At 61.5% G+C, this 21,838-nt stretch carries 22 protein-coding genes and 1 pseudogene; 8 read left to right on the plus strand and 15 right to left on the minus strand.

The annotated features are described in order from the left end of the window. The first annotated feature begins 99 nt into the window (after positions 1-99). Positions 100-3,915 carry a vitamin B12-dependent ribonucleotide reductase gene (locus K6M89_RS14175; protein ID WP_222139852.1) on the plus strand — a complete coding sequence of 1,272 codons (3,816 nt, stop codon included), beginning with the start codon at positions 100-102 and terminating at the stop codon, positions 3,913-3,915. A gap of 142 nt (positions 3,916-4,057) precedes the next feature. Here the strand turns inward: K6M89_RS14175 and K6M89_RS31630 are convergent. Then, positions 4,058-5,327 (minus strand): annotated as a pseudogene (locus K6M89_RS31630) (patatin-like phospholipase family protein). A gap of 635 nt (positions 5,328-5,962) precedes the next feature. Between K6M89_RS31630 and K6M89_RS14185 the strand changes: the two are divergent. Further along, positions 5,963-6,433: an MEKHLA domain-containing protein gene (locus K6M89_RS14185; protein WP_097579033.1), complete on the plus strand. Its 471-nt coding sequence runs from the start codon at positions 5,963-5,965 to the stop codon at positions 6,431-6,433. 23 nt (positions 6,434-6,456) lie between these two features. Here K6M89_RS14185 and maiA read toward each other — a convergent pair whose 3' ends face one another. The 4 genes from maiA to hppD form a co-directional block, all read right to left on the minus strand. Beyond that, positions 6,457-7,119, minus strand: coding sequence for a maleylacetoacetate isomerase (gene maiA, locus K6M89_RS14190; protein WP_222139853.1), 663 nt, complete (start codon positions 7,117-7,119; stop codon positions 6,457-6,459). Next, the gene (locus K6M89_RS14195) at positions 7,116-8,141 is read right to left on the minus strand and encodes a fumarylacetoacetate hydrolase family protein (RefSeq protein WP_222139854.1); all 1,026 of its coding nucleotides are present in this window, start codon (positions 8,139-8,141) and stop codon (positions 7,116-7,118) included. The genes maiA and K6M89_RS14195 overlap by 4 nt, the downstream gene beginning before the upstream one ends. 18 nt (positions 8,142-8,159) lie before the next feature. Then, positions 8,160-9,521, minus strand: coding sequence for a homogentisate 1,2-dioxygenase (gene hmgA, locus K6M89_RS14200; RefSeq protein ID WP_222139855.1), 1,362 nt, complete (start codon positions 9,519-9,521; stop codon positions 8,160-8,162). A gap of 63 nt (positions 9,522-9,584) precedes the next feature. Then, the gene (gene hppD, locus K6M89_RS14205; protein ID WP_222139856.1) at positions 9,585-10,694 is read right to left on the minus strand and encodes a 4-hydroxyphenylpyruvate dioxygenase; all 1,110 of its coding nucleotides are present in this window, start codon (positions 10,692-10,694) and stop codon (positions 9,585-9,587) included. A gap of 128 nt (positions 10,695-10,822) precedes the next feature. On the opposite strand from hppD, the gene K6M89_RS14210 reads away from it, so the two are divergent. Beyond that, positions 10,823-11,323, plus strand: coding sequence for an Lrp/AsnC family transcriptional regulator (locus K6M89_RS14210; protein WP_222139857.1), 501 nt, complete (start codon positions 10,823-10,825; stop codon positions 11,321-11,323). A 19-nt stretch (positions 11,324-11,342) separates the two neighbouring features. Here the strand turns inward: K6M89_RS14210 and K6M89_RS14215 are convergent, their stop codons facing one another. Then, positions 11,343-11,804 carry an Lrp/AsnC family transcriptional regulator gene (locus K6M89_RS14215; protein ID WP_010030248.1) on the minus strand — a complete coding sequence of 154 codons (462 nt, stop codon included), beginning with the start codon at positions 11,802-11,804 and terminating at the stop codon, positions 11,343-11,345. 124 nt (positions 11,805-11,928) lie between these two features. Between K6M89_RS14215 and K6M89_RS14220 the strand changes: the two genes are divergently transcribed. Next, the gene (locus tag K6M89_RS14220) at positions 11,929-12,720 is read left to right on the plus strand and encodes a phenylalanine 4-monooxygenase (protein WP_222139858.1); all 792 of its coding nucleotides are present in this window, start codon (positions 11,929-11,931) and stop codon (positions 12,718-12,720) included. A gap of 43 nt (positions 12,721-12,763) precedes the next feature. Here K6M89_RS14220 and K6M89_RS14225 read toward each other — a convergent pair whose 3' ends face one another. The 7 genes from K6M89_RS14225 to K6M89_RS14255 all read right to left on the minus strand — a co-directional run bounded on the left by K6M89_RS14225 (position 12,764) and on the right by K6M89_RS14255 (position 17,405). After that, positions 12,764-13,756, minus strand: a complete 993-nt coding sequence (locus K6M89_RS14225; protein WP_222139859.1) for a L,D-transpeptidase family protein — start codon at positions 13,754-13,756, stop codon at positions 12,764-12,766. Positions 13,757-13,852: 96 nt separating this feature from the next. After that, positions 13,853-14,728, minus strand: coding sequence for a hypothetical protein (locus K6M89_RS14230; protein ID WP_222139860.1), 876 nt, complete (start codon positions 14,726-14,728; stop codon positions 13,853-13,855). A 102-nt stretch (positions 14,729-14,830) separates the two neighbouring features. Beyond that, positions 14,831-15,145: a hypothetical protein gene (locus K6M89_RS14235; RefSeq protein WP_097579025.1), complete on the minus strand. Its 315-nt coding sequence runs from the start codon at positions 15,143-15,145 to the stop codon at positions 14,831-14,833. A gap of 114 nt (positions 15,146-15,259) precedes the next feature. After that, the gene (locus K6M89_RS14240) at positions 15,260-15,841 is read right to left on the minus strand and encodes a BA14K family protein (protein WP_222139861.1); all 582 of its coding nucleotides are present in this window, start codon (positions 15,839-15,841) and stop codon (positions 15,260-15,262) included. Continuing rightward, positions 15,838-16,002 carry a hypothetical protein gene (locus tag K6M89_RS14245; RefSeq protein WP_222139862.1) on the minus strand — a complete coding sequence of 55 codons (165 nt, stop codon included), beginning with the start codon at positions 16,000-16,002 and terminating at the stop codon, positions 15,838-15,840. Before K6M89_RS14245 ends, K6M89_RS14240 begins: the two co-directional genes overlap by 4 nt. A 52-nt stretch (positions 16,003-16,054) precedes the next feature. After that, entirely contained in the window at positions 16,055-16,897 is an 843-nt protein-coding gene (locus K6M89_RS14250) for a DUF1236 domain-containing protein (RefSeq protein ID WP_222139863.1), read from the minus strand. 109 nt (positions 16,898-17,006) lie between these two features. After that, a complete protein-coding gene (locus tag K6M89_RS14255; RefSeq protein WP_097606978.1) occupies positions 17,007-17,405 on the minus strand; it encodes a DUF1236 domain-containing protein in 399 nt (132 codons plus the stop codon). Between the two features lie 198 nt (positions 17,406-17,603). On the opposite strand from K6M89_RS14255, the gene K6M89_RS14260 reads away from it, so the two are divergent. After that, positions 17,604-17,876, plus strand: coding sequence for a hypothetical protein (locus tag K6M89_RS14260; RefSeq protein WP_222139864.1), 273 nt, complete (start codon positions 17,604-17,606; stop codon positions 17,874-17,876). Between the two features lie 58 nt (positions 17,877-17,934). Here the strand turns inward: K6M89_RS14260 and K6M89_RS14265 are convergent, their stop codons facing one another. Continuing rightward, positions 17,935-18,786 carry a class I SAM-dependent methyltransferase gene (locus K6M89_RS14265; RefSeq protein WP_222139865.1) on the minus strand — a complete coding sequence of 284 codons (852 nt, stop codon included), beginning with the start codon at positions 18,784-18,786 and terminating at the stop codon, positions 17,935-17,937. Positions 18,787-18,948: 162 nt separating this feature from the next. On the opposite strand from K6M89_RS14265, the gene K6M89_RS14270 reads away from it, so the two are divergent. The 3 genes from K6M89_RS14270 (at position 18,949) to K6M89_RS14280 (ending at position 21,206) form a co-directional block, all read left to right on the plus strand. After that, positions 18,949-19,125, plus strand: coding sequence for a hypothetical protein (locus K6M89_RS14270; protein ID WP_170964719.1), 177 nt, complete (start codon positions 18,949-18,951; stop codon positions 19,123-19,125). A gap of 64 nt (positions 19,126-19,189) precedes the next feature. Further along, positions 19,190-20,578 carry a sensor histidine kinase gene (locus K6M89_RS14275; RefSeq protein ID WP_097579021.1) on the plus strand — a complete coding sequence of 463 codons (1,389 nt, stop codon included), beginning with the start codon at positions 19,190-19,192 and terminating at the stop codon, positions 20,576-20,578. Positions 20,579-20,582: 4 nt separating this feature from the next. Beyond that, the gene (locus tag K6M89_RS14280) at positions 20,583-21,206 is read left to right on the plus strand and encodes a response regulator (RefSeq protein WP_222139866.1); all 624 of its coding nucleotides are present in this window, start codon (positions 20,583-20,585) and stop codon (positions 21,204-21,206) included. Between the two features lie 93 nt (positions 21,207-21,299). Here the strand turns inward: K6M89_RS14280 and K6M89_RS14285 are convergent, their stop codons facing one another. After that, positions 21,300-21,803, minus strand: coding sequence for a hypothetical protein (locus tag K6M89_RS14285; RefSeq protein WP_222139867.1), 504 nt, complete (start codon positions 21,801-21,803; stop codon positions 21,300-21,302). Between the last annotated feature and the right edge of the window lie 35 nt (positions 21,804-21,838).

A 21,838-nucleotide genomic window follows, 5' to 3' on the forward strand; every position in this document is an offset into this window, starting at 1 on the left:
AATACGGAAACGAGACTGGCTGCACGACGACAATGTGCCGCCGGATAGGAATTTTGCGCCCCGGTCGTGGGGACCGGGCGCCAACACGAGGTCAAGACCATGCGCATCGAACGTCGTTTCACGAAGGCCGGCCAAGGCGCCTATGCGGATATCGAATTCCGCAAGGCGACCAGCGAGATCAAGAACCCCGACGGTTCGATCGTGTTCCGCCTCGAGAATATCGACGTCCCCGCCCAATTCTCCCAGGTCGCGACCGACGTTCTGGCGCAGAAATATTTCCGCAAGGCCGGCGTCCCCACCCGGCTGAAGAAGGTCGAGGAAAACGACGTTCCTTCCTTCCTGTGGCGCTCCGTTCCCGACGATGCCGCGCTGAAGACCCTGCCGAAGGATGAGCAGACCGGCTCCGAAATCGATGCGCGCCAGGTCTTCGACCGCCTCGCCGGCACCTGGACCTATTGGGGCTGGAAGGGTGGCTATTTCTCTTCGGAAGAAGATGCGGCGGCCTTCAAGGACGAGCTTGCCTATATGCTCGCCACCCAGCGCGTCGCGCCGAACTCGCCGCAATGGTTCAACACCGGCCTGCACTGGGCCTACGGCATCGACGGCCCCGGCCAGGGCCATTTCTACGTCGACCCCTTCACCGGCAAGCTGACCAAGTCCAAGTCGGCCTACGAACACCCGCAGCCGCATGCCTGCTTCATCCAGTCGGTCGAAGATGATCTCGTCAACGAAGGCGGCATCATGGATCTCTGGGTGCGTGAGGCGCGCCTGTTCAAATACGGCTCCGGCACCGGCTCCAACTTCTCGATGCTGCGCGGCGAAGGCGAAAAGCTTTCCGGCGGCGGCCGCTCCTCCGGCCTGATGAGCTTCCTGAAGATCGGCGACCGCGCCGCCGGCGCCATCAAGTCGGGGGGCACGACGCGCCGCGCCGCCAAGATGGTGGTCGTCGATATCGACCATCCCGATATCGAGGAATACATCAACTGGAAGGTCAAGGAGGAGCAGAAGGTCGCGGCCCTCGTCACCGGCTCGAAGATCGTCGCCAAACATCTGAAGGCGATCATGAAGGCCTGCTTCAACTGCGAAGGCGGCGACAACGGCGATTGCTTCGATCCGGCGAAGAACCCTGCCCTGAAGCGCGAAATCCGCGCCGCCAAGAAGGACCAGGTTCCGGAGAATTACGTCCAGCGCGTCATCCAGTTCGCCCGCCAGGGCTACAAGGATCTTCAATTCAAGACCTACGACACGGATTGGGATTCGGAAGCCTACCTGACGGTTTCCGGCCAGAACTCCAACAACTCGGTCTCGATCAAGGATGACTTCCTGCGCGCTGTCGAAAATGACGGCGAATGGAACCTGACCGCCCGCAAGGACGGCCGGGTGATGAAGACGCTGAAGGCGCGCGATCTCTGGGAAACGATTTCCTACGCCGCCTGGGCTTCGGCAGATCCGGGCATCCACTTCAACACGACGATGAACGACTGGCACACCTCGCCGGCCGGCGGTCCGATCCGCGGCTCGAACCCGTGCTCGGAATACATGTTCCTCGACGACACTGCCTGCAACCTTGCCTCGCTGAACCTCCTGCAGTTCAAGGATAAGGCCACCAAGCGCATCAATATCGCCGATTACGAACACGCCGTTCGCCTGTGGACCGTGGTGCTCGAAGTCTCGGTGATGATGGCGCAGTTCCCGTCGAAGCGCATTGCCGAACTGTCCTACGAATACCGCACGCTCGGCCTCGGCTACGCCAATATCGGCGGCCTCTTGATGTCGTCGGGCATTCCCTACGATTCGGCCGAAGCCCGTGCGATCGCCGGTTCGCTGACCGCGATCATGACCGGGATCTGCTATGCGACCTCGGCCGAAATGGCGGCCGAACTCGGGCCGTTCCCGAATTTCGCGCCGAACCGCGAAAGCATGCTGCGGGTCATCCGCAACCATCGCCGCGCCGCTTATGGCGAAACGTCGGGCTATGAGGCGCTGTCGATCGACCCGGTCGCGCTGATCCATTCGGAAAACCCGGACCAGGATCTCGCCGCCCATGCCAAATCGGCCTGGGACAAGGCGCTCGAGCTCGGCGAACAGCATGGCTACCGCAACGCCCAGGTCTCGGTCATCGCGCCGACAGGCACGATCGGTCTCGTCATGGATTGCGACACGACGGGCATCGAGCCCGACTTCGCCCTCGTCAAGTTCAAGAAGCTCGCCGGCGGCGGCTATTTCAAGATCATCAACCGCGCCGTGCCGGACGCGCTGCGCACGCTCGGCTATTCCGAGAGCCAGATCGCCGAGATCGAGGCCTATGCCGTCGGCCACGGCAACCTGAACCAGGCGCCGGCGATCAATCCGTCGACGCTGAAGACCAAGGGCTTCACCGACGAGAAGGTGGAAGCCGTCAACGCGGCGCTGAAGAGCGCCTTCGACATCAAGTTCGTCTTCAACCAGTGGACGCTCGGTGCCGACTTCCTGAAGGAGACACTGAAGGTTTCCGACGAGCAGCTCTCCGACATGAGCTTCAGCCTGCTCGACCATATCGGCTTCTCGAAGAAGGACATCGAAGCCGCCAACATCCATGTCTGCGGCGCGATGACGCTGGAAGGCGCGCCCTTCCTCAAGGCCGAGCACCTGCCGGTCTTCGATTGCGCCAATCCCTGCGGCAAGATCGGCAAGCGTTACCTCTCGGTGGAAAGCCATATCCGCATTATGGCGGCCGCCCAGCCCTTCATCTCGGGCGCGATTTCCAAGACGATCAACATGCCGAACGACGCCACTGTCGAGGATTGCAAGAACGCCTACCTCTTGTCCTGGAAGCTCGGCCTCAAGGCCAACGCGCTCTATCGCGACGGCTCGAAGCTGTCGCAGCCGCTCAATGCCTCGCTGATCGAAGACGAGGAGGACGAGGACGCGCTGGAGGAACTGCTGCAGGCCCCGGTCGCCGCCCAGGCCGTCACCATCACCGAGAAGATCATCGAGCGAGTGATCGAACGTGTCTCGCGCGAACGCGAGAAGCTGCCGAACCGCCGCCAGGGTTATACCCAGAAGGCCGCCGTCGGCGGACACAAAGTCTATCTCCGCACCGGTGAATTCGGCGACGGCCGGCTCGGCGAGATCTTCATCGACATGCACAAGGAAGGTGCTGCCTTCCGGGCGATGATGAACAATTTCGCCATCGCCATCTCGCTCGGCCTGCAATATGGCGTGCCGCTCGAGGAATATGTAGAGGCCTTCACCTTCACCAAGTTCGAGCCGGCCGGCATGGTCATCGGCAACGACGCGATCAAGAACGCCACCTCGATCCTCGACTATGTCTTCCGCGAGCTTGCCGTCTCCTATCTCGGCCGGCACGACCTCGCCCATGTCGATACGTCGGATTTCTCCAACACCGCACTCGGCAAGGGCATCCAGGAAGGCAAGACCAACCTGCTGTCGACCGGCTGGACCCGCGGCTACAAGCCGACGCTCGTCTCCGGCACCGGCGGCGAGCGCCAGGCGGGCGAACCCAAGGGTGCGGCCACCGCAGCCCCTGCCCGCGCCGCATCCACCGGCACCGTGACCGCCTTTGCCGGAAGTGCTGCCCGCAAGCTGGAGCCGACCGCCGCCATCTCCACCTCCGAAATCGTCGCCTTCAAGCGCGATTATGAGGAGCGCGCCAAGGAATTGGCCGAAGAGATCGCCGAAGAGGTGATGGAAGAAATCACCAGCGACGCCACCGCCCTCTTCTCCGACAAGGCGGCAGCCGATGCGGCCACGGCCAAGACCGAAGCCAAGAAGGTGGAAGCCGAACGCCGCCAGCGCTCGATCATGCAGGGCTATACCGGCAACATGTGCTCGGAGTGCCAGAACTTCACGATGGTGCGGAACGGGACCTGCGAGAAGTGCGACACGTGCGGGGCTACGAGCGGGTGCAGCTGAGAGGGCCTAAGTAGCGCTCATTCGCAATCATCGCGTTTGAACTCTGACAGCCGACGTTGAGTTGAAGGCCGAGAAAGCCGGGCTGCCACGCCCGGCTTTGTCGTTCACGGCGACCCGTTAGCCGTTGGTCGCGGCCCGGAAGTCACAAAGGCAGGACGTCGAACAGCCGCTTGCTTGCGCTAGCCGCCCAAGATGGCTTTACGCTCCCGGCCGCCAGTGGCGGCCCAGACGATGGAGCCAGCGGCGATGGGTAAAACCGGTTGAGCATCGCGTCGCAGACATAGTGTCCCCAATTCGCCAAGCGCTCCGTCTCTCTCGCGCCGAGGAAATGAAGATAAGTGCCGACGTCGGCGGGAACGACCGACGACGGCGGCAGCGTGTAAGAAGCATAGGGCGCGAGTTCGGCGTCCCTGCTGTCGATCGACCAATAGACGCCGTGCGTTCTTGCGCGCAGAGCCGATTTCGAGGGAGCATCGAGGCCGAGCAGATCAGCCCCTTTTGCGGCCTTGAAGCCGCCGATCAGGTCCCGCCGCCTCAGCGCCCTCACCTGATTGTCCGCCGTGTCGAGCACCCGCTTGAGCTGGCTGAAGTAGTTCCAATATCCGCGGGTGGAGGAACGCCACGGCGCGCCGGCATCGCTGACGAGCAGGCAGTCGCAACGTTTCAGCGCCGGCTCGATGCCGTGATTGTCGTAAACGCCGCCATCGCTCAATATTGCCCTGCCCGGAGCGACAGGTTCACCGACCGTCTCATCGAGCTTTTCTCTCTTCCATGAAAACTGCGACAGGTCCAATCGCAGCGGTGACAGCACGGGCGGGAATGCGGCCGCGGCGGCAACTGCGGTCGCAAGCGGAAGCGCCGGACGAGAGGCCGATCCGGTAATCCGCGATATAGCGATTGGACATGCGGAAGAGCGAACCGGTGCTGAGATTGCTGGCGCAGAAAACGAACCAGGGCGATCCCGGCAGTTCTTTCAGGCTTGGCGACTTTCCGTCGAACAGATGTCGCTCGTAGAGTTTGGCGGCTTCCTCCGCCGCACTCGAGAAGGGATTGAACACGCCCTTCAGGAAGCTCGGCCCATCCGCAAAGACCTGGCTGAAGGCCAGAATGCGATCCAAATACTCGACTTTGAAATTGACAGCGACCCCGTTCTGAAAGACAAGCCGCGGCCACACATAGGCAAGCACGCCGGAGGCGATCGATCCGCCCGATACCGAAGAGATCATATCGAGCTTCGCCAGAAGACCGGCCTCGTTCAGCCTTGCAAGCGATCCCGCATGGAACAGCATGGCCCGATAGCCGCCGCCCGAAAGGCAGAGGCCGAGTTGATAACGCTCCGCCGGCTTCTCGGGTTCGTCGGATCCAGACAAGACGCTGTTCTCCTCGGGATGCTCGTCTTCTGACTGTCGTATCACGTTAACAAGGGTGGCGACATTCGCTGTATATCACATCGAGACCCGAGCGAAGGAATGTCATAGCGGATTTGCCAAGAGATTGGCGTCCGGCCTCCTTCACTTCGATCCACAGGCCGAGCCCTCTGCGGGGTTGCATGATCAGTCTTGCAAAACATCCCTCGCGATGTTCAATAGCGCGAGCGAAGGCGGGGGAAACGATGCGTTACATCGTGGCTGGGTTGTTGTTTCTATGCGCATTTTCTCTGTCCGCAGCGGAGATCACGCGAGAGACACGGACCTGATCTCGGTCACGGGCGTCTTAAACGGAGGTGACGAAATCGTTTTCAGAAACGTGGCCGCGGCCCCCAACAAGGCGCTGGTATTTCTAAACAGCGAGGGCGGGGATCTCAAAGCCGGCATTGAGATCGCACGCGCGATCCGTCTTCGTTTCGTACGAATACGTCACTCGTGATGGACGGCGCTGTCAGGGCCGGGCCGATGTCCAGACCACGCTGGTCTCGAAGATCACGGCACTGGACGGCTGTTAAGCAATAGCTTTCGCATGACCACAGTCGCCGCAGATGATGGCCTCGCCCTGAGGCAAGCTGCCACCATGTCGCCTGCTCCGAGGCATTTGACCAGCGAGGCACTTCGTGACTTCTATCTATGACAATCACGCCCTCGACCTGACGAGCGATCCCGATTTCTTCTCCCTGCTCACCGGCAGCTACGTGCGCATCGTCGGCCGTCCTCTTGTCCAGGACGGACAGGGGCCGGGCTGGCTTTACAACTCTGCTCCTTTCGTGGTCCTCGCGCACAATACCGAGCCCGATCCGCGCTTCATCTACGCGAACAGGACGGCGCAGAGCTGCTTCGAATATAGCTGGGACGAATTCATCACGCTGCCGTCGCGGCTTTCGGCCGAGCCGCCGGATCGCGCCGAGCGTCAGCGGCTGCTGGATAGCGTGACCCGCGATGGTTTTGTCGAGAATGGCCGCGGCCTCAGGATAGCGAAATCTGGGCGGCGTTTCTGGATCGAGAACGTGACCGTCTGGCAGCTTATCGACGAAAGCGGCAAACGGTTGGGTCAGGCTGCGATATTCACTTCGTGGCGGGACGCGTAGGCTCGCCGGCCAGCAGCCTGGCCTCAGCCTGCTGCGTTCCTGCCCGGCGATGAGGCTTCGGCCGCGCGGTCAGGATGCGCCGCCTGGAAGGCCGGCATTGCGGCGCACCTGGCGTCGATCGCGACGATGCGCTTGAAATCCGTGAGATCGACGCCCCAGCGGCGGGCGTTATAAACTTGCGGGACAAGGCAGAGGTCCGCCATTGTCGGCGTATCGCCGAAGCAGAAGGCTCCGCCGGATTCGGCGATCATCGCTTCCAGTTTGCCAAGTCCGTCGGCGATGAAATGCTTCATCCATTCCTCGCGGGCATCCGCCTTCTCGGTCAGGGTCATGACATGCGACACGACGTGCATGTTGCAGATCGGATGGATGTCCATGGCGACCGCATAGGCAAGCGCGCGCACATGCTGGCGATCGGCACTGTCCGACGGCAGCAATCCGCATTCCGGCCGCAGCTCGGCCAGATATTCGATGATCGCCAGCGACTGCGTCAGCGGCCCTCCATCGATCACCAGCGTCGGCACCAGCCCCTGCGGGTTGAGCGCGAGATAGTCCGGCTTCCTGTGCGCCCCCTCCAAGAGGTTGACCGGCACCGTCCTGTAGTCGATCCCAAGCAGGTTGAGGGCGATGCGGACGCGGTAGCTCGCCGACGATCTCCAGTAGTCGTAAAGAACGACCTCGCTCATTGCGGTCCCGCTCCTCCATAGCGTTCGACGGTCTGCTCGATCGCCCCGAAGATCGAATGGCCGGCACGGTCCTTCATCTCGATGCGGACCTGGTCGCCGAACTGCATGAAGGGGGTCTTCGGCGAGCCGCTTTCGATCGTCTCGATCATCCGGATTTCGGCGATGCAGGAATAGCCGTCGCCGCCGTCTTCGACCGGCCTGCCCGGGCCGCCGTCCCGCTTGTTGGAAACCGTTCCCGAGCCGATGATCGTCCCGGCCGCGAGATGGCGGGTTTTGGCGGCATGGGCGATCAGCTGGCCGAAATCGAAGGTCATGTCGATGCCGGCATTGGCCTTGCCGAAAGCCTTGCCGTTCAGGCTGACGAGCAGCGGCAGATGCAGCCTGCCGCCATCCCAGGCGTCGCCGAGTTCGTCTGGCGTCACCGCGACTGGGGAAAATGCCGAGGCCGGCTTGGACTGGAAGAAACCGAACCCCTTGGCGAGTTCTTCGGGGATCAGGCCGCGCAGCGACACGTCGTTGACGAGCATCACCAGGCGGATGGCGTCGCGCGCCACCTGCGGGTCCGATCCCATGGCGACGTCGCCGGTAATGACGGCGACCTCCCCTTCCATGTCGATCCCATAAGCGGCGTCGGCCATCACGATCGGGTCGCGCGGCGCGAGGAAACCGTCCGAGCCGCCCTGGTACATCAAGGGATCGGTCCAGAAGCTTGCCGGCATCTCGGCGCCGCGGGCCTTGCGCACCAGTTCGACATGGTTGACGTAAGCGGAACCGTCGGCCCATTGATAGGCCCGCGGCAAAGGTGACGTTGCGTCATGTTCGTGGAACCGGATCGTCGGCTGGGCGCCGGTCTCGATGCCTTCGGCAATCAGCTGAAGGCGCGGCGCGACATGCTCCCAGTCGTCGAGGGCCGCCTGCAGGGTTCGGGCGATGTGGCCGACTTCCGAGCAGCGGGTCAGGTCGCGGGAAACGACGACGAGGCGGCCGTCCCGGGTGGAATCCTTCAATGTCGCAAGTTTCATGTTCCAATTCCGATGTTATCACTTGATACCGGGGGTTCCGTCGAACTTGCGCTCCAGGCCGTCCCAGCACTCGAGATAATCGTCCTGCAGCGTTTCCAGCTCGGCGGCGTATTTCGTCAGTTGCTGCGGGTATCGGGTCTCGAACATGAAGGCCATGGTGTGATCGAGCTTCACCGGCTTGAGCTCGACATTGGCTGCCTTTTCGAAGGCGAGCGCATCCGGACCGTGCGGCAGCATCATATTGTGCAGGCTCATGCCACCCGGCACGAAACCCTCTTCCTTGGCGTCATACTGTCCATGGATCAGACCCATGAATTCGCTCATGATGTTGCGGTGATACCAGGGCGGGCGGAATGTATGCTCGGCCACCAGCCAGCGCGGCGGAAAGATCACGAAATCGACATTGGCGGTTCCGGCATCCTCGGTCGGCGCGGTCAGTACCGAAAAGATCGACGGATCGGGATGATCGAAGAGGATGGCGCCGACCGGAGAAAATGTCCTGAGATCGTATTTGAACGGGGCATAATTGCCGTGCCAGGCCACCACATCGAGCGGCGAATGGCCGATCTCCGTGACATAGAATTTTCCGCACCATTTCACATGGACGCGGCACGGCGTTTCCTTGTCCTCGAAAGCGGCGACGGGCGTCTTGAAGTCGCGCGGGTTCGCCAGGCAGTTGGCGCCGATCGGGCCGCGCTCCGGCAGCGTGAATTTGGCACCGTAGTTCTCGCATATATAACCACGCCAGGCCGGCTGCTCGCCTGATGTGAGGATCTTGAACATCATGCCGCGCGGGATGAGGCATATTTCCGCAGGCTCGACATCCATGATGCCCATTTCGGTGAACACGCGGAGGGCGCCGAGCTGCGGCACGATCAGCAGTTCGCCATCGGCGTTGAAGAAATAGTCATCGACCATGTCCTCGTTGAAGACATAGGCGTGAGCCGACATGCCCACCTGGGTCGTGGCGTCGCCGGCCGTCGTGATCGTCCGCACCCCTTCCAGAAAATTCAGTCTTTCCTCGGGCGCAGGGATAGGGTCCCAGCGAAGCTGGCCGAGAGGCAGCGAATGCTCGTCGAGGCAGGGCGCGGTCTTCCAGAGCGGATAGGAGGCGTTCGAGAAGCGGCGCGTGTGGCGCACGCTCGGGCGAATGCGATAAAGCCAGGACCTTTCGTTCGTCCCGCGCGGCGCGGTAAACGGCGAGCCGGAAAGCTGCTCGGCATAAAGACCGTAATTGCATTTCTGCGGGCTGTTCTGGCCCTGCGGCAAAGCGCCGGGAAGCGACTCGGTTTCGAAGTCGTTGCCGAAGCCCGGCATATATTTCACTTCGTCTGCCACTGCTGCTTCACCGCCGGAAGCCTGGATCGATGTCTGGTCCATTGCTCAACTCCTCCCTCAATCCTCCAGCGCCGCGCCTCTTTCGGAGGCGCGGCGCCGCAGAGTTTACTCCGCTGCGGTCCCGATGACACCACGCTTGATCTGATCGGCCTCGATCGACTCGAAGAGAGCGCGGAAATTGCCTTCGCCGAACCCCTCGTCACCCTTGCGCTGGATGAATTCGAAGAAGATCGGGCCGATGACGGTTTTCGAGAAGATCTGCAGCAGGATTTTCGTCATGCCGCCATTCACCACACCTTCGCCGTCGATGAGGATGCCGTGCTTCTTCATGCGCTCGATGGGTTCGCTGTGGCCGTTCACACGTTCATAAGACATGTCGTAATAGGTCTCCGGCGGACCCGGCATGAAGCGCAGCCCGTTGTCGGCAAGCCGGTCGGTGGCCCCATAAATATCCTCGGTGCCGACGGCGATGTGCTGGATGCCCTCGCCGCGGTACTTCTTCAGATATTCCTCGATCTGGCTGGTGTCGTCCTTCGATTCATTCAGCGGAATGCGGATCTTGCCGCAGGGCGAGGTGATGGCGCGGCTGACCAGACCGGTGATGCGGCCATCTATATCGAAGAAGTGGATCTGCTTGAAGTTGAACAGCTCGCGGTAGAAATCCCACCACTTGTCCATATTGCCGCGGAAGACGTTGTGGGTGAGATGATCGAGGTAGTAGAAGCCGATCCCTTCAGGGCGCGGGTTGCGCTCACCCAGCCAATCGAATTCGGCATCGTAGGCCGATCCCTTGGCGCCATAGGTCTCGACGAAATAAAGCAGCGAGCCGCCGATACCTTCAATCGCCGGGACGTCCAGCATCTTGTCATCGCCTTCATAGGGAACGGCGCCTTTCGACACCGCATGGTCGAAGGCGTGTTTGGCGTCGACGACACGCCAGGCCATCGATGCGGCGCAGGGACCGTGCTTTTCTACGAAGCGGGCGGCATGACTGCCGGGTTCGGCATTGACGACGTAGTTGATATCGCCCTGGCGCCAGACGGTGATGTCTTTCGTCTTGTGCCTGGCAACCGGAACATAGCCCATGCGTGTGAAGAGCTCGCTGAGCTTCTCCGGCTCGGGATGCGCGAACTCGACGAATTCGAAGCCGTCGGTGCCGGCCGGGTTGTCGGCGGTGATTTCCGACGGCGGTGCATCATGCGGGAAAGGACCCATTTTCTCCTCCTGAAGATTGGAGTTTGACTGTGCAAAGTGTGGCCCAAAGCGCGCGCAAAGTTCTTGCATTCTTTATGCGTGCAGAAGATATTATGCACGGTTCGTGAGTATTTTGGAGATTTTGCGCAATGGATGAACAGCTGGACAAATTGGATCTGCGCCTGCTCCAGGAACTGCAAAGGGATGGCAGGCTGACGAACAACGAGCTCGGCGATCGCATCGCTCTCTCACCCTCGCAATGCTCGCGCCGGCGTACGCGGCTGGAGGCCGAGGGCTATATCCGCAGCTACCGTGCCTATCTCGATCGGGAGAAGCTGGGGCTGGACATGCTGGTGGTCATTTCGGTGACGCTTGCCACCCACAACAGGGATAATGCCCGGCGGTTTTCCCAGCTGATCAACGGACTGCCGGAGGTTCTCGAAGCCTATGCGCTGACCGGTGAAATGGACTACCACCTGAAGGTCGCGACCCGCGGGCTCGCCGACCTCTCCAAATTCGTCAACGACGTTCTCCTGCCGCACGAGTCGGTGCAGCACGTGAAAACCTCGATCGTCCTCGACACGCTGAAGACATTCGAGGGTTTTCCGGTACGCATGCCGGGCAGCTGGCACGGCGACGGCACACGTTGAACGCCGGTCCGGACAGGGGTCAGAGCGGCAGTTCGGTCGAAAATTTCAGCTCACGCAGCACGAAGCTCGATACCACGGTGCGCACATGCGGGTTGCGCATGAGGTAACGCGTCATGAAGGCTTCGTAGCTTTCCACGTCGCTGGCCCGGATCTTCAACATATAGTCGAAGGCGCCCGACAAGGCATAACACTCCATGATCTCCGGGCGTTCCAGCACCACGGAAGCGAAGGACGCGACCGCCTCTTCGTGGTGATCCTCCAGCGTGACATGGGCGATCACGCAGAGTTTGAGATCGAGTTTGCCGGGATCGAGCAGCGTCACGCGCTTGCGGATAACGCCGTCGGCTTCCAGTTCCTGGATCTTCCGCCAGGCGGAGCTCTGCGACATGCCGGCCTTCTCCGCCAGGTCCGCCAGCGACAGGCTGCCATCGGCCTGGATGAGCTTCAGAAGCTTGCGGCGAAAGTTCCCGGTTTCTTTCATTTTCGCTCTGCCGGTCGAGAATATTTTTCATCACTATGGCGATACGCGGCACGAAAGAAAAGAAAATCCGCCCGGCACGGAGCATAATCGCAGAAATAGCGCCATTCTCGGGAGGAATCAGCCGATGACCAAAGAAAGCAGCTACACCGCCAAACTGCCCGGCCCGGACGGCCTCTACGACTACAGCCCCGAGGAAGATGCGATCTGGGGCGAACTCTACCGGCGTCAGATGAAGATATTGGCCGACACCGCCTGCCAGGAATATCTGGATGGCGTCAAACTGCTGGGCTTGAAGCCGGAGAAAGTGCCTCAGCTTCTCGATGTGAACAGACGCCTCAACGAGACCACCGGCTTCGGCGTCGAAGGCGTGCCGGCGCTCATTCCGCCCTCGCGCTTTTACGAGCTTCTGTCGCAAGGCAAATTCCCGCTGGCAACCTTCCTGCGCCGTCGCGAACATATCGACTATATCGAAGAGCCAGACCTGTTTCATGAGGTCTTCGGCCACTGCCCGCTGCTGACCAATCAGAGTTATGCCAATTTCGTCCGGCATTTCGGCGAAACGGCCATGCGCCTCGGCAAGGGCTATTCATGGCACCTGTTCCGGATTTTCTGGTTCACGGTCGAATTCGGCCTGATCAATACGCCGCAAGGCCGCCGCTGCTTCGGCGCCGGCATCGTCTCATCGCCGAGTGAGGCGAAGGCGGCAACGGAAGGCACGGCCTGCGAATTCCGGCCGTTCGATTTGTTGAGCGTTCTCAGGACGCCCTACCGCATCGATATCCTGCAGCCGATCTATTACGTCATTGACGGCTTCGCCGATCTGGAAGCGATCGTGGAGCAGGATATCGGCGGCATGATCCTCAAGGCGAAATCGCTGGGTGATTTTGCCCCGGCTTTCGAAGCCAAGGCATCGTAATCGCTGACACGGCGGAGCCCGGTGGATTGCAGGCCGGCGCGCCTCACCTCGGGGCGGCCGGGCTGCGATTGACGAAATCGACAAGGACGCCCGGCTTGACCATGCCGGCCAGCTCTTCGGCGTCCCAGTTCGTCAGCCGCACGCAACCATGCGAGCCGACCTTGTCGATGAGCTTGGGCTCCGGCGTCCCATGGATTCCATAGGTCGGCTCGGTCAGGTCGATCCAGACGCTGCCGACCGGTCCGTTCGGCCCCTTCGGGATCGTCAGGACCTTGTCGTTCTTTCCCTGCTTGAAGTTGCGCTTCGGATCATATCGGTAGACCGGCATCCTCGCGACGCCCTTGACCTTGTGCTTTCCTGAGGGCGACGGATTGTCTTTGCTGCCGATCGTCGCGGGATAGACGGCCAGCAAAGATCCGTCCTCGGCATAGGCCAGCACCTGGCCTATCTTCTTGTCGGCCTCGATCTTCTTGACCTTGCCTGCCCTTGCGGGGCCGGGGTCGACGACCCACACCGTGTCTCCAGGTGCAAACTGCGAAGCCGGGTTGAGCGCGTTCAACAGATCAAGACCCATATGAAAGCGTTCGGACAACTTCTCCGCAACGCTGGTATAGCCGAGGCTCTGCATCTTTGCCTTGTCGCCGTAATCCTCTGGGATCGTCTCGACGAGACCCGTGGCGTCCTCCGGCGAGACGACGTAGCTCCTGATAATGGCGGCAGTGTCTTCCAAACGGGAAACGACCTCGGGATCCGGCCTGCCGTCGACAGGAAGCTTGTTCATGGCCTCGAAGCCGGCCACGGCCTTATTGACGTTCTCCCCGGATAGGCCGTCGATCACGCCGGGGGACGAGCCCGCCCGGTCGAGCAGGACCTGAAGACGGACGATCGCCGGGTCCGGATCTGCGGGCGACGGCTTTGCCGTCTCGATGTCGGCAATCGAGGCGGCGTTGATCGCTTCGGGTTGGAGATCCCGCGCGGCGGCGCCGCCAACGGAGATGGCCAGCGCGAGCAGCGACATCGGCAGGGTTGTTTTCATGGACGACAAATGGCCGACGTGGGAATTTGTTCCCACGCGGACTGCGCACACTGGAACTGCCTCTGCGACAGGTCCAGCCCCTTGCGGCAGCTGCGGTCACGGCGCCTTCGCGCGCTTCTTGGCGTTGCGTGATCTTGCCGCGCGGCGGGCGGGCCTCAGCTCTTCGATCGTCGGCAGCCACCATCTGGCACCTCGAAGGGGCGGTGTTTTTGCCGGCCACGTACGGACAAGCTCTTCGAATGTCGGCGCCCGCCAATATCCCCAGAGATCATCCTCGTTGACGCCAGGATAGAAGTTCGCAACGGGGTGGGCATCAACCAGTTCGCCGGTGATATCAGTAAACACGACGATCCCATAGGAGGTGGCGATCGGGCGTCCTATCGGCGGCAAGTCGCCGGCGGGAAGCGGGTAGCGATGGCGCTTTCGTTCGGCCGAGCGAAGCCTGCTGCGCAGATCCTGTTCGGCCCCCTTACGCGCCTCGGCGCGCCGTCGTCTCTCCTCCGGCTCGTTTCTGCGAGCCGCCGCTTCGATATGAGGCCATCGGCGTCTGAGACCCTCATAGGATCGGAAGGGGACGTGCCATAAGCGAAGGTCGCTGTCCCACCGCGAGAACGGCACTTCGCGCAATTCGTCGACGACGGTCTTCGAATAGGGTGTGCGGATTCGAAAGCCTGCCTTGCCGAGTTCAAGATATGGACTGTCGATCGGATCGAAGGCGAAGGCATCCCGCCCCTTCGCATCCGCATGCGCGTCGGCCTCGGCCTCCAGCTCGGCAAGCCATCGTCCGATGCGGCGGGACGCCGTGCTGCCGGGAACGAACCAGGCCTTGCGATCATCGCTCCAGCGGGCGCGGGGGAAGCGTCTTCGGAATTGCTCGACAGTCATCCTGTCGTAGGGAAAGGATACATCCGCGCCGGGCTTTCGATCATCTTCGCCGGAGGGCGCCGCGTCGGGAGATTTTGTTTCGGTCATGCGAGGAGAACGCTTGCGCACCGGGATCGGTTTCCAGCGCAGTGGCCCGTCGTACAGGTCATATTGAAAGGGTCATCAGTCCCGTCATTGCCAGGGTCGAAGCTAGTGAACCGTCCTCGACGGCTTTTCCGGGCGGGAAATGTTATGCAGCGTCGCCATGAGCTTTTCGAACTCGTTCAGAACCCGATTGAATTCGGCGTCCTGCATGGTGACGATTTCCGATATCGTCGAGGAGACCGATGCAATAAGCCTGTCGATCCAGACACAGCGATCGGCCGGCACGTTTCCGAGAACCTCCTGACGCAGCGTCTTCAGCTCACGAAGGATGCGCATGATGAGGGCTCCCCGCTCCGCCCTGCTCAGGAACGGAAGCCTTGTCTGCGCCTGGTGGATTTCTGCTATCAGCGTCGTCGCCATCCCCACTCTCCGCCCTCAAATACAACCGGATATCACAACCGGTACGATTACAACACGGACTTTAGTCTGGCCTGCCCGCTCGGCGCGATTTCGTACGCCTCGCCCCGGCCATGGTTAGTTGCTGGTCGCGACCAGATCCGAAATGTCGCAGCTTCGCCGCGGTCCGTCCCAGGGTTGATAGCTATTGTCTTCCGGCCGGTATGATCGATAGCGAGCGGCGCATCGGGCAGCTGCCTGCGCATTTACTTTCGGACCGCCGCCTTCATCGCCTTCGGCGATATTCTGCTGAAACGGCGACGAGCATTCGCGGGTCTCGCCGCTATAGGATCGGTAGCTATTGGTCGCCGGATCGAAGGAGCGGTAGCGCTGCGCGCACCAGGCGAGATGCTGGAGGGACAATTCTGGCTGCCGCGTCTGCAGCTTGCTCGCCGGGCGAGCGGGCTGCGCCGTTGTCCTTGACGCCACGGTCGTCGGCGCTTCGGTGACATAGCTGGAATAGAGCGGGGCAATTCGTTCATAATGCTGTTGGCGAGGATCGATTTTCACCGGGCTCGCCGTCCATAGATCGCCCGCGGCCAATTCAGGGAAAGCGTGCGGTTCGGAATCCGCCACGACGTGCGAGGCAACCGATACCGCGGCCATACAGGCGCCAACCGAACTGACGATGCCGAAGGCGACGGATGCAACGGCGTTCATTGGCCCGCCTCCTGCTGTTGTGCCTGGGGAACCCAAACGCGTGGACCGGCACTGCTGTGGCCGCCGGTGGCGACAAGCGCGGCGAGAATGCCGGCGATTGCGAGCAGGATGGCGATCAGCGGCATGGCCAGGCCAGCGGATTTTTCTTCGGAATAGATCATGTCCTTCTCCCTGGTTCCGGCGGCACAGACTGCCGCCGGGCACCGCGGCGCTCTACGCCGAGATGATGTAGACGATGGTGAACGACGAGGGATCGACGATGACGATCCGGCCGTCCGCCAGGATGAAGAAACGATAGGCCTTGTACTGCGGCACGATCTCGACGATCCGCGGCGGCAGCGGTTCGAGCCTGATCTTCTTCGGGATGGCGGTACCAACCGAGACCGTAAAATCCGTCTCCCGAACCGGCTCGACGTGAACCTCCTTCACGACGCTGCGGATTTCCGTCTGCTGCTCGACCGAGATGTTCACGTTGGTCGTGGTGTTCGTCTGGGTCTTGCTGCTGTCGACCGAGGTATTGCTGTTCGACTGGGTCTCGGTCGAACCGCCGGAAGGCTTCGCCTCGCCCGACTTCTGGGTTTCGCCGGAGCCCGTCGATGTGCCGGCGTCCTTGCTGCCGGCAGGCTGCTGGCTTTCCGTCGAAGGTTTGCCAGGCTCGGTCGTTTTCGAGCTGTCCGAAGTTCCACCGGAGCCGGTTTCGCCGGAGCTCTGTGTCTTCGCATCCGGCTGCGTTTTGGCGTCGGGCTCGGTCGCCTGGCCAGAGGGTCCATTGGTGGTGGCTCCCGAGGATGCACCCGACGAGCTTCCGCCGGAGCTGGAAGGCTGCTGCGCACCCTGGTCAGTCGCTGTGCCCGGGTCAGTCGCTGTGCCCGTGCCGCCCGGCGCGGCGGCGCCCGCATTCGGCTGCTCAGTCGCAGCGCCGCCGGACTGGCCGCTTTGAGCGGCACCCTTCTTCGGAATGATCGGCGCATCCTGCGCCGAGGCGGAGATGAGGCCAACCGGCGAAACGCCGATCGAGAGTGCCGTCATCAGCACGGCAAATGTCTTGGTCTTCATAATGATCTCTCTGTTTCGGCCGCACGACGACGCTGCCGTCCATCGTGCGGCTGGTTCTGAAAGCTGATTTTCGGAAGCAAGACGCGGCAGAGCCGCGTGTACGATCAGGTCACTTGATAACCTGGATCACCTTGCGAGACGACGGTTCGACTATGACACGCTGGTCATTGACCACCGCGTAAGCATATGTCGGGTCGTCCGGGATGGGCGTCACGACGACCGTTTCCGGCAACGGCTGGCCGACGACAACTTTTTCCTTCACGACCACGCGCGTCGACGGTGCCGGAGCTTCGCGGACATAGGTGACCACCTTTTGCGGCGGCGGATCGATCGCCGTGCCGACAACTGCGCCGGCAACGCCGCCGATAGCAGCGCCCGCGGGACCACCGACGATCGCTCCTGTGACCGCGCCGCCCGCCGCCCCGTTGACGGTCGAGGACTGGGCGAATGCGACGCCCGACATCAGGGACACGGCGGTTGCCGCGCCGGCAATAAGCTTCAAGAGCATGTTTTCCTCCTTCTGTTTCAACACGGTCTTCGCGACCGCTGGCAGACCAACTAGCTGCGCACCGGGTCGTTCCAGCTCTCGGACCTCAGTCTGAGGGGGCCCGGCCATAGGTCCGAAACCCATTTCAATAATCGTTGCCGGCGCTATTTAAGGATCGCAGGGGCTCCGCGTTGTGGGCATGGCAGGAGACTGAGGGAGATGACACGATCCAACCGCCGGGAAGCTGGACGCAGGCGCCTGGCGATGCGCCTGCCGCAGATACGGACGCTGATCATGGAGGCGCGCGAGCCGTGGCAGCTCGAGCTTTTCGAGGCCTATCAGATGGCGGTCGAAGCACGCGACCGTCTCCGGCGGCGACGGTTCAATCTGAAGCTGGTGCGGGAATATGACGAGACCTGTCTCGAGATCGAGCAGCACGTCATCGACGCGATGCACGAACCCTCACGTACAAACTACGGGATGGTACCTTAATCAAAGCCTCCGCGCCGATCAGGCGTCCGCTCTGCATTTTGATCCGCGGCTGGAACAGTTACCGAACGCGGCCGGCGACGATGAACGCGCTCATGTCTCCGCAAGGGCTCGCGCCGTAGCGCGACGCTACCTGCTCCGCCACCTCATCAACGATCTCGGACATGCGCTCCGGCGCCCGCCCCTCGATCTCTCCTCTGAGAGGCGAACCCTTGCAGAATGCCGCCGCAACGTGATCGGCGGTGGCCGCGACCGAGGTCAACGTCACCCGATCGCAGGAAACCGCCTCGAAGCCCGCCGAAGAAACCTGTGCCTTGATCGCACCGGGGTCAAAATAGGAGTATGGCAAACGTTCGAGGAAGTCCGGGGGGGCGGACGGAAAGAGCCTTCTCAGACATTCGTCCACACATCTTGCGAAGTCGTTGGTCGCAAGCGAATCCCATGTCGAAAACAGGAAACGGCCCCCGCTCCGCAAAACTCTTTTCGCCTCACCATAGGCCTTTGGCTTGTCGGGAAAGAACATGACGCCGAACTGACAGATGACGAGATCGAACATTGCGTGGGCGAAGGGCAAATTTTGCGCATCCGCATGCATCCAATGGGTCCGCGACAGCGTCAAGGACGGGGCGCCGACGTCGATCATTGCCTGGCTGAGATCGGTGGCGACGATCTCGGCCGCCGGATCGAGCCTGGCGCGCAGAGCGCGTGTCAGGGCGCCGGTCCCCGCCGCGACTTCGAGCACGCTGACGGGTTTTAGCCGTTGGGCGACGTTCGCCATTTCCGACGCATAGGGTTCGAAGAGGATCGGCACGAGAAGGGCTTGGTAAAGGTCGGCGACGCCCTCCCCGAACGGTGTCGAAGAGGTGGAAAATGCGGCGTCTGCGCCGCCTTCGATGTCCGCAGAAATTGTCACGCATACGCCTCCGAAACCAACTCCGTCGAACCGGAAAATATGGCTGAATCGGCCATTGTCCACGGTGATCGGACCATGGTCCCAAGCCTCTTCGACCGAAGTCCCCGGCGTGGAACGGGGGCCTGACGGCGTCGTTTGAAAGACACGGAAGGAGATCCGCACATGAACCGCAATAACAGATCCCATGTGAATGACGCCTGGAACGTCTCCGTCATCGCTCTCGTCGTCGTTCTGGCCGGCCTTCTCTATGCCTTTGGCGCAGCCATGTCAGGCGACGGCCTCCGGTTGACCGAGAGCATCAGAGGCGCCGAGGTCTTCGATACCAGGAATCTGCCCTGATCCTGTCTGGAAAAACTCTAAAGACGCTGTAGGTTAGTCGGCAAAATCACTTGCCGGTATCAAAATGAATTGGCTTCGCCGCTGGAATGCCCGCTCTCTCGCCTCCCAGTTTTTCATCGCGGGCGGCCTGGTCTCGATCGCCGTCATGTTTCTGGTCGGTGTTCTCGTGACCCATCTGATCGAGGAAGCCGTCATTCATAATTCCGGCGCGGCAACGGCGCTTTACGTCGACAGCGTCGTGGCGCCGCTGCTTCCCGACATGCAAACGGAATCGCTATTGGATGAAGGCACCGCCCAGGCGCTGGACGAGACGCTCGGCCAGGGCGCGCTCGGCAGGCGCCTTATCTCGTTCAAGCTGTGGCGAAGCGACGGCACCATTCTCTATTCGAACGTGAAAGAACTGGTGGGCCAGAAGTTTCCCGTAAGCGACAAGCTGCAGAAGGCATTCGCCGGGTCGCTCGTTGCGCGCTACGAGATCGCCGAAGACCCGGAAAGCGGCGTCGAGCGCGCGCTCGGCAAGCCGTTGATGGAAATCTACAACCCGGTTCTGCAGCCGTGGTCGGGCCAGGCGGTCGCCGTGCTCGAATTCTACGAGACGGCGGAGGGTCTCGCCGACAGTCTAGCACGTGCGAGGCTGCGGAGCTGGGGGGCGGTCGCAGCCCTCACGGGGGTGTTTTTCCTCGTTCTCTCCGCCCTGGTGTTTCGGGGCAGCCGCACGATAGAAGCGCAGCGCAAGGATCTCAAAGAACGGGTGACGGAATTGTCGGCGCTGCTCTCCGAAAATCGCGGTCTTCAGCGGCGGCTGCAGCGCGCTTCGCAGCGGGTGGCGGCCCTGAACGAAACATATCTGCGCAGCATCGGCGCCGATCTGCACGACGGGCCTGCACAGCACATCGCCTATGCTTCACTGCGACTCGACAGCGACCTTTTGATCAACGCCTCTACCAAACCCGAAGCCCGGGAAAAGGAACTTGCCTGGATCCGCTCGAGCCTGGCCGAGGCGATGACGGAGATCCGCAATATCTGCAGCGGATTGGTGCTGCCACAGATCGAAAAATCCACGATCAGCGAGATCGTGCAGCGGGTCGTCGAAGCGCATCAGCACAAGACCGAAACCCTCGTCGAAACAATCATCGACGAGGATGGACCCGAACTCGCGACTGCCGTAAAGATCTGTATCTATCGCTTCATCCAGGAAGCCCTGAACAACGCCTATCGCCATGGCGGCGGCGTTGAGCAGACCGTGAAAGCTGTGTCGCACAACGGTCATGTCAGTGTCGAGGTCAGCGATCGTGGCGATGGTTTCGACCCGGCGGAAGTGAGGCCGAGAAGCCTCGGCCTGGTGGGGCTTCGCGAACGCATCGAGAGCCTGGGGGGATCCTTCGATATCAAGACAGGCGAAGGAGGAACGACCGTGACCATGACCTTCGAGCCTATGGAAGTTGGAGACTAGAGAGATGACAGCAATCACCGTCGGCGTCGTAGACGACCACCCGCTTTTTCGCGAGGGCGTAACGCGCAGCTTGTCGGAGATGAGCGACTTCGTGGTTATCGGCGAAGGCGCCAGCAGCGAAGACGCCACCATGATCGCTTCGAACAACCGCCCCGACGTCATGCTTCTCGATGTCTCGATGCCCGGCGGCGGATTGGCTGCGATCAGCGACGTCCTGGAGCACAGTCCGGCGACGAAAGTGCTGATGTTGACCGTATCCGAAGAAGTGGACACGCTGCTTGGCGCCCTGCAACGCGGGGCGATGGGCTATGTTCTCAAAGGTGTCGGCTCCCGTGGTCTCGCCGAGGCGATCCGGACCGTCCTCAGCGGATCACGATATATCTCGCCGACGATGTCGGCAAAGGTCATGGAGAATTCGCTGAATGGCGCAGCCTCCGACAAGAACGGTCTGACGCCACGGGAACGCGAGGTGATGGATCTTGTCGCTCAAGGCCTTTCCAACAAGCACATCGGCTTGCGCCTCAACCTGCAGGAAAAGACCGTGAAGCACCATATGACCCAGATTCTGAGCAAACTCGGCGTCTCGAACAGGACCGAAGCGGCCCTGCAATGGCGCGAACGGCGGTAGCGCCGGGCCGACTTGTCCTAGTCGGCCGAAAATCATCCTGTTCTAATTAGCATGATGTCGTCCGAAAGCGGCTCACACTGTTCGGCATCAACTCTAGCGAAAGAAGCGGCTCAGTCGGCGTGCATCGTTGGCCGTTGCCTGACGGCTTATGATCGTCCTGCCTTTCGGGTCCTTCATGACATAGCGGCCGCTGCGCAGGCTTTCGGTGATGCCGTTTGCGTGGCGTACGTTGATCGATCCGTCTGAATCTTCAGTCGCCCTCGCCCCCACTTCTTTCGACGAGGCGGCTGAAGAGGAAGAGGATCTGCCGGAGTTTCCACCCGCACTGTTGCCGGAACCATTATTGCTGCTTCCACCCCCATTGCCGTTCCCTCCACCACTGCCGCCGCCGTTGCCGCCACCGCCGCCGTTTCCGCCACTGCCGCCGTTTCCGCCCCCATTGCCGTTCCCGTTATTGCCGTCTTTTGCCTGCGCATGCTTGACCGCCACCGTCGGCAGGGAGCCCTCCAAACTGATTGTCAAAGGCGATGCGGCAGCCACCAGGGCGACGGTAGCACAACCACCCAATCTCAAAAAATGACGCTTGGAGATTGTCATGCCGTCACCTCGTTCATCCGTTCTTCCCAATTCCA

The sequence above is a fragment of the Rhizobium croatiense genome (assembly GCF_019793465.1).
In the GTDB taxonomy this organism is placed as follows: domain Bacteria; phylum Pseudomonadota; class Alphaproteobacteria; order Rhizobiales; family Rhizobiaceae; genus Rhizobium; species Rhizobium croatiense.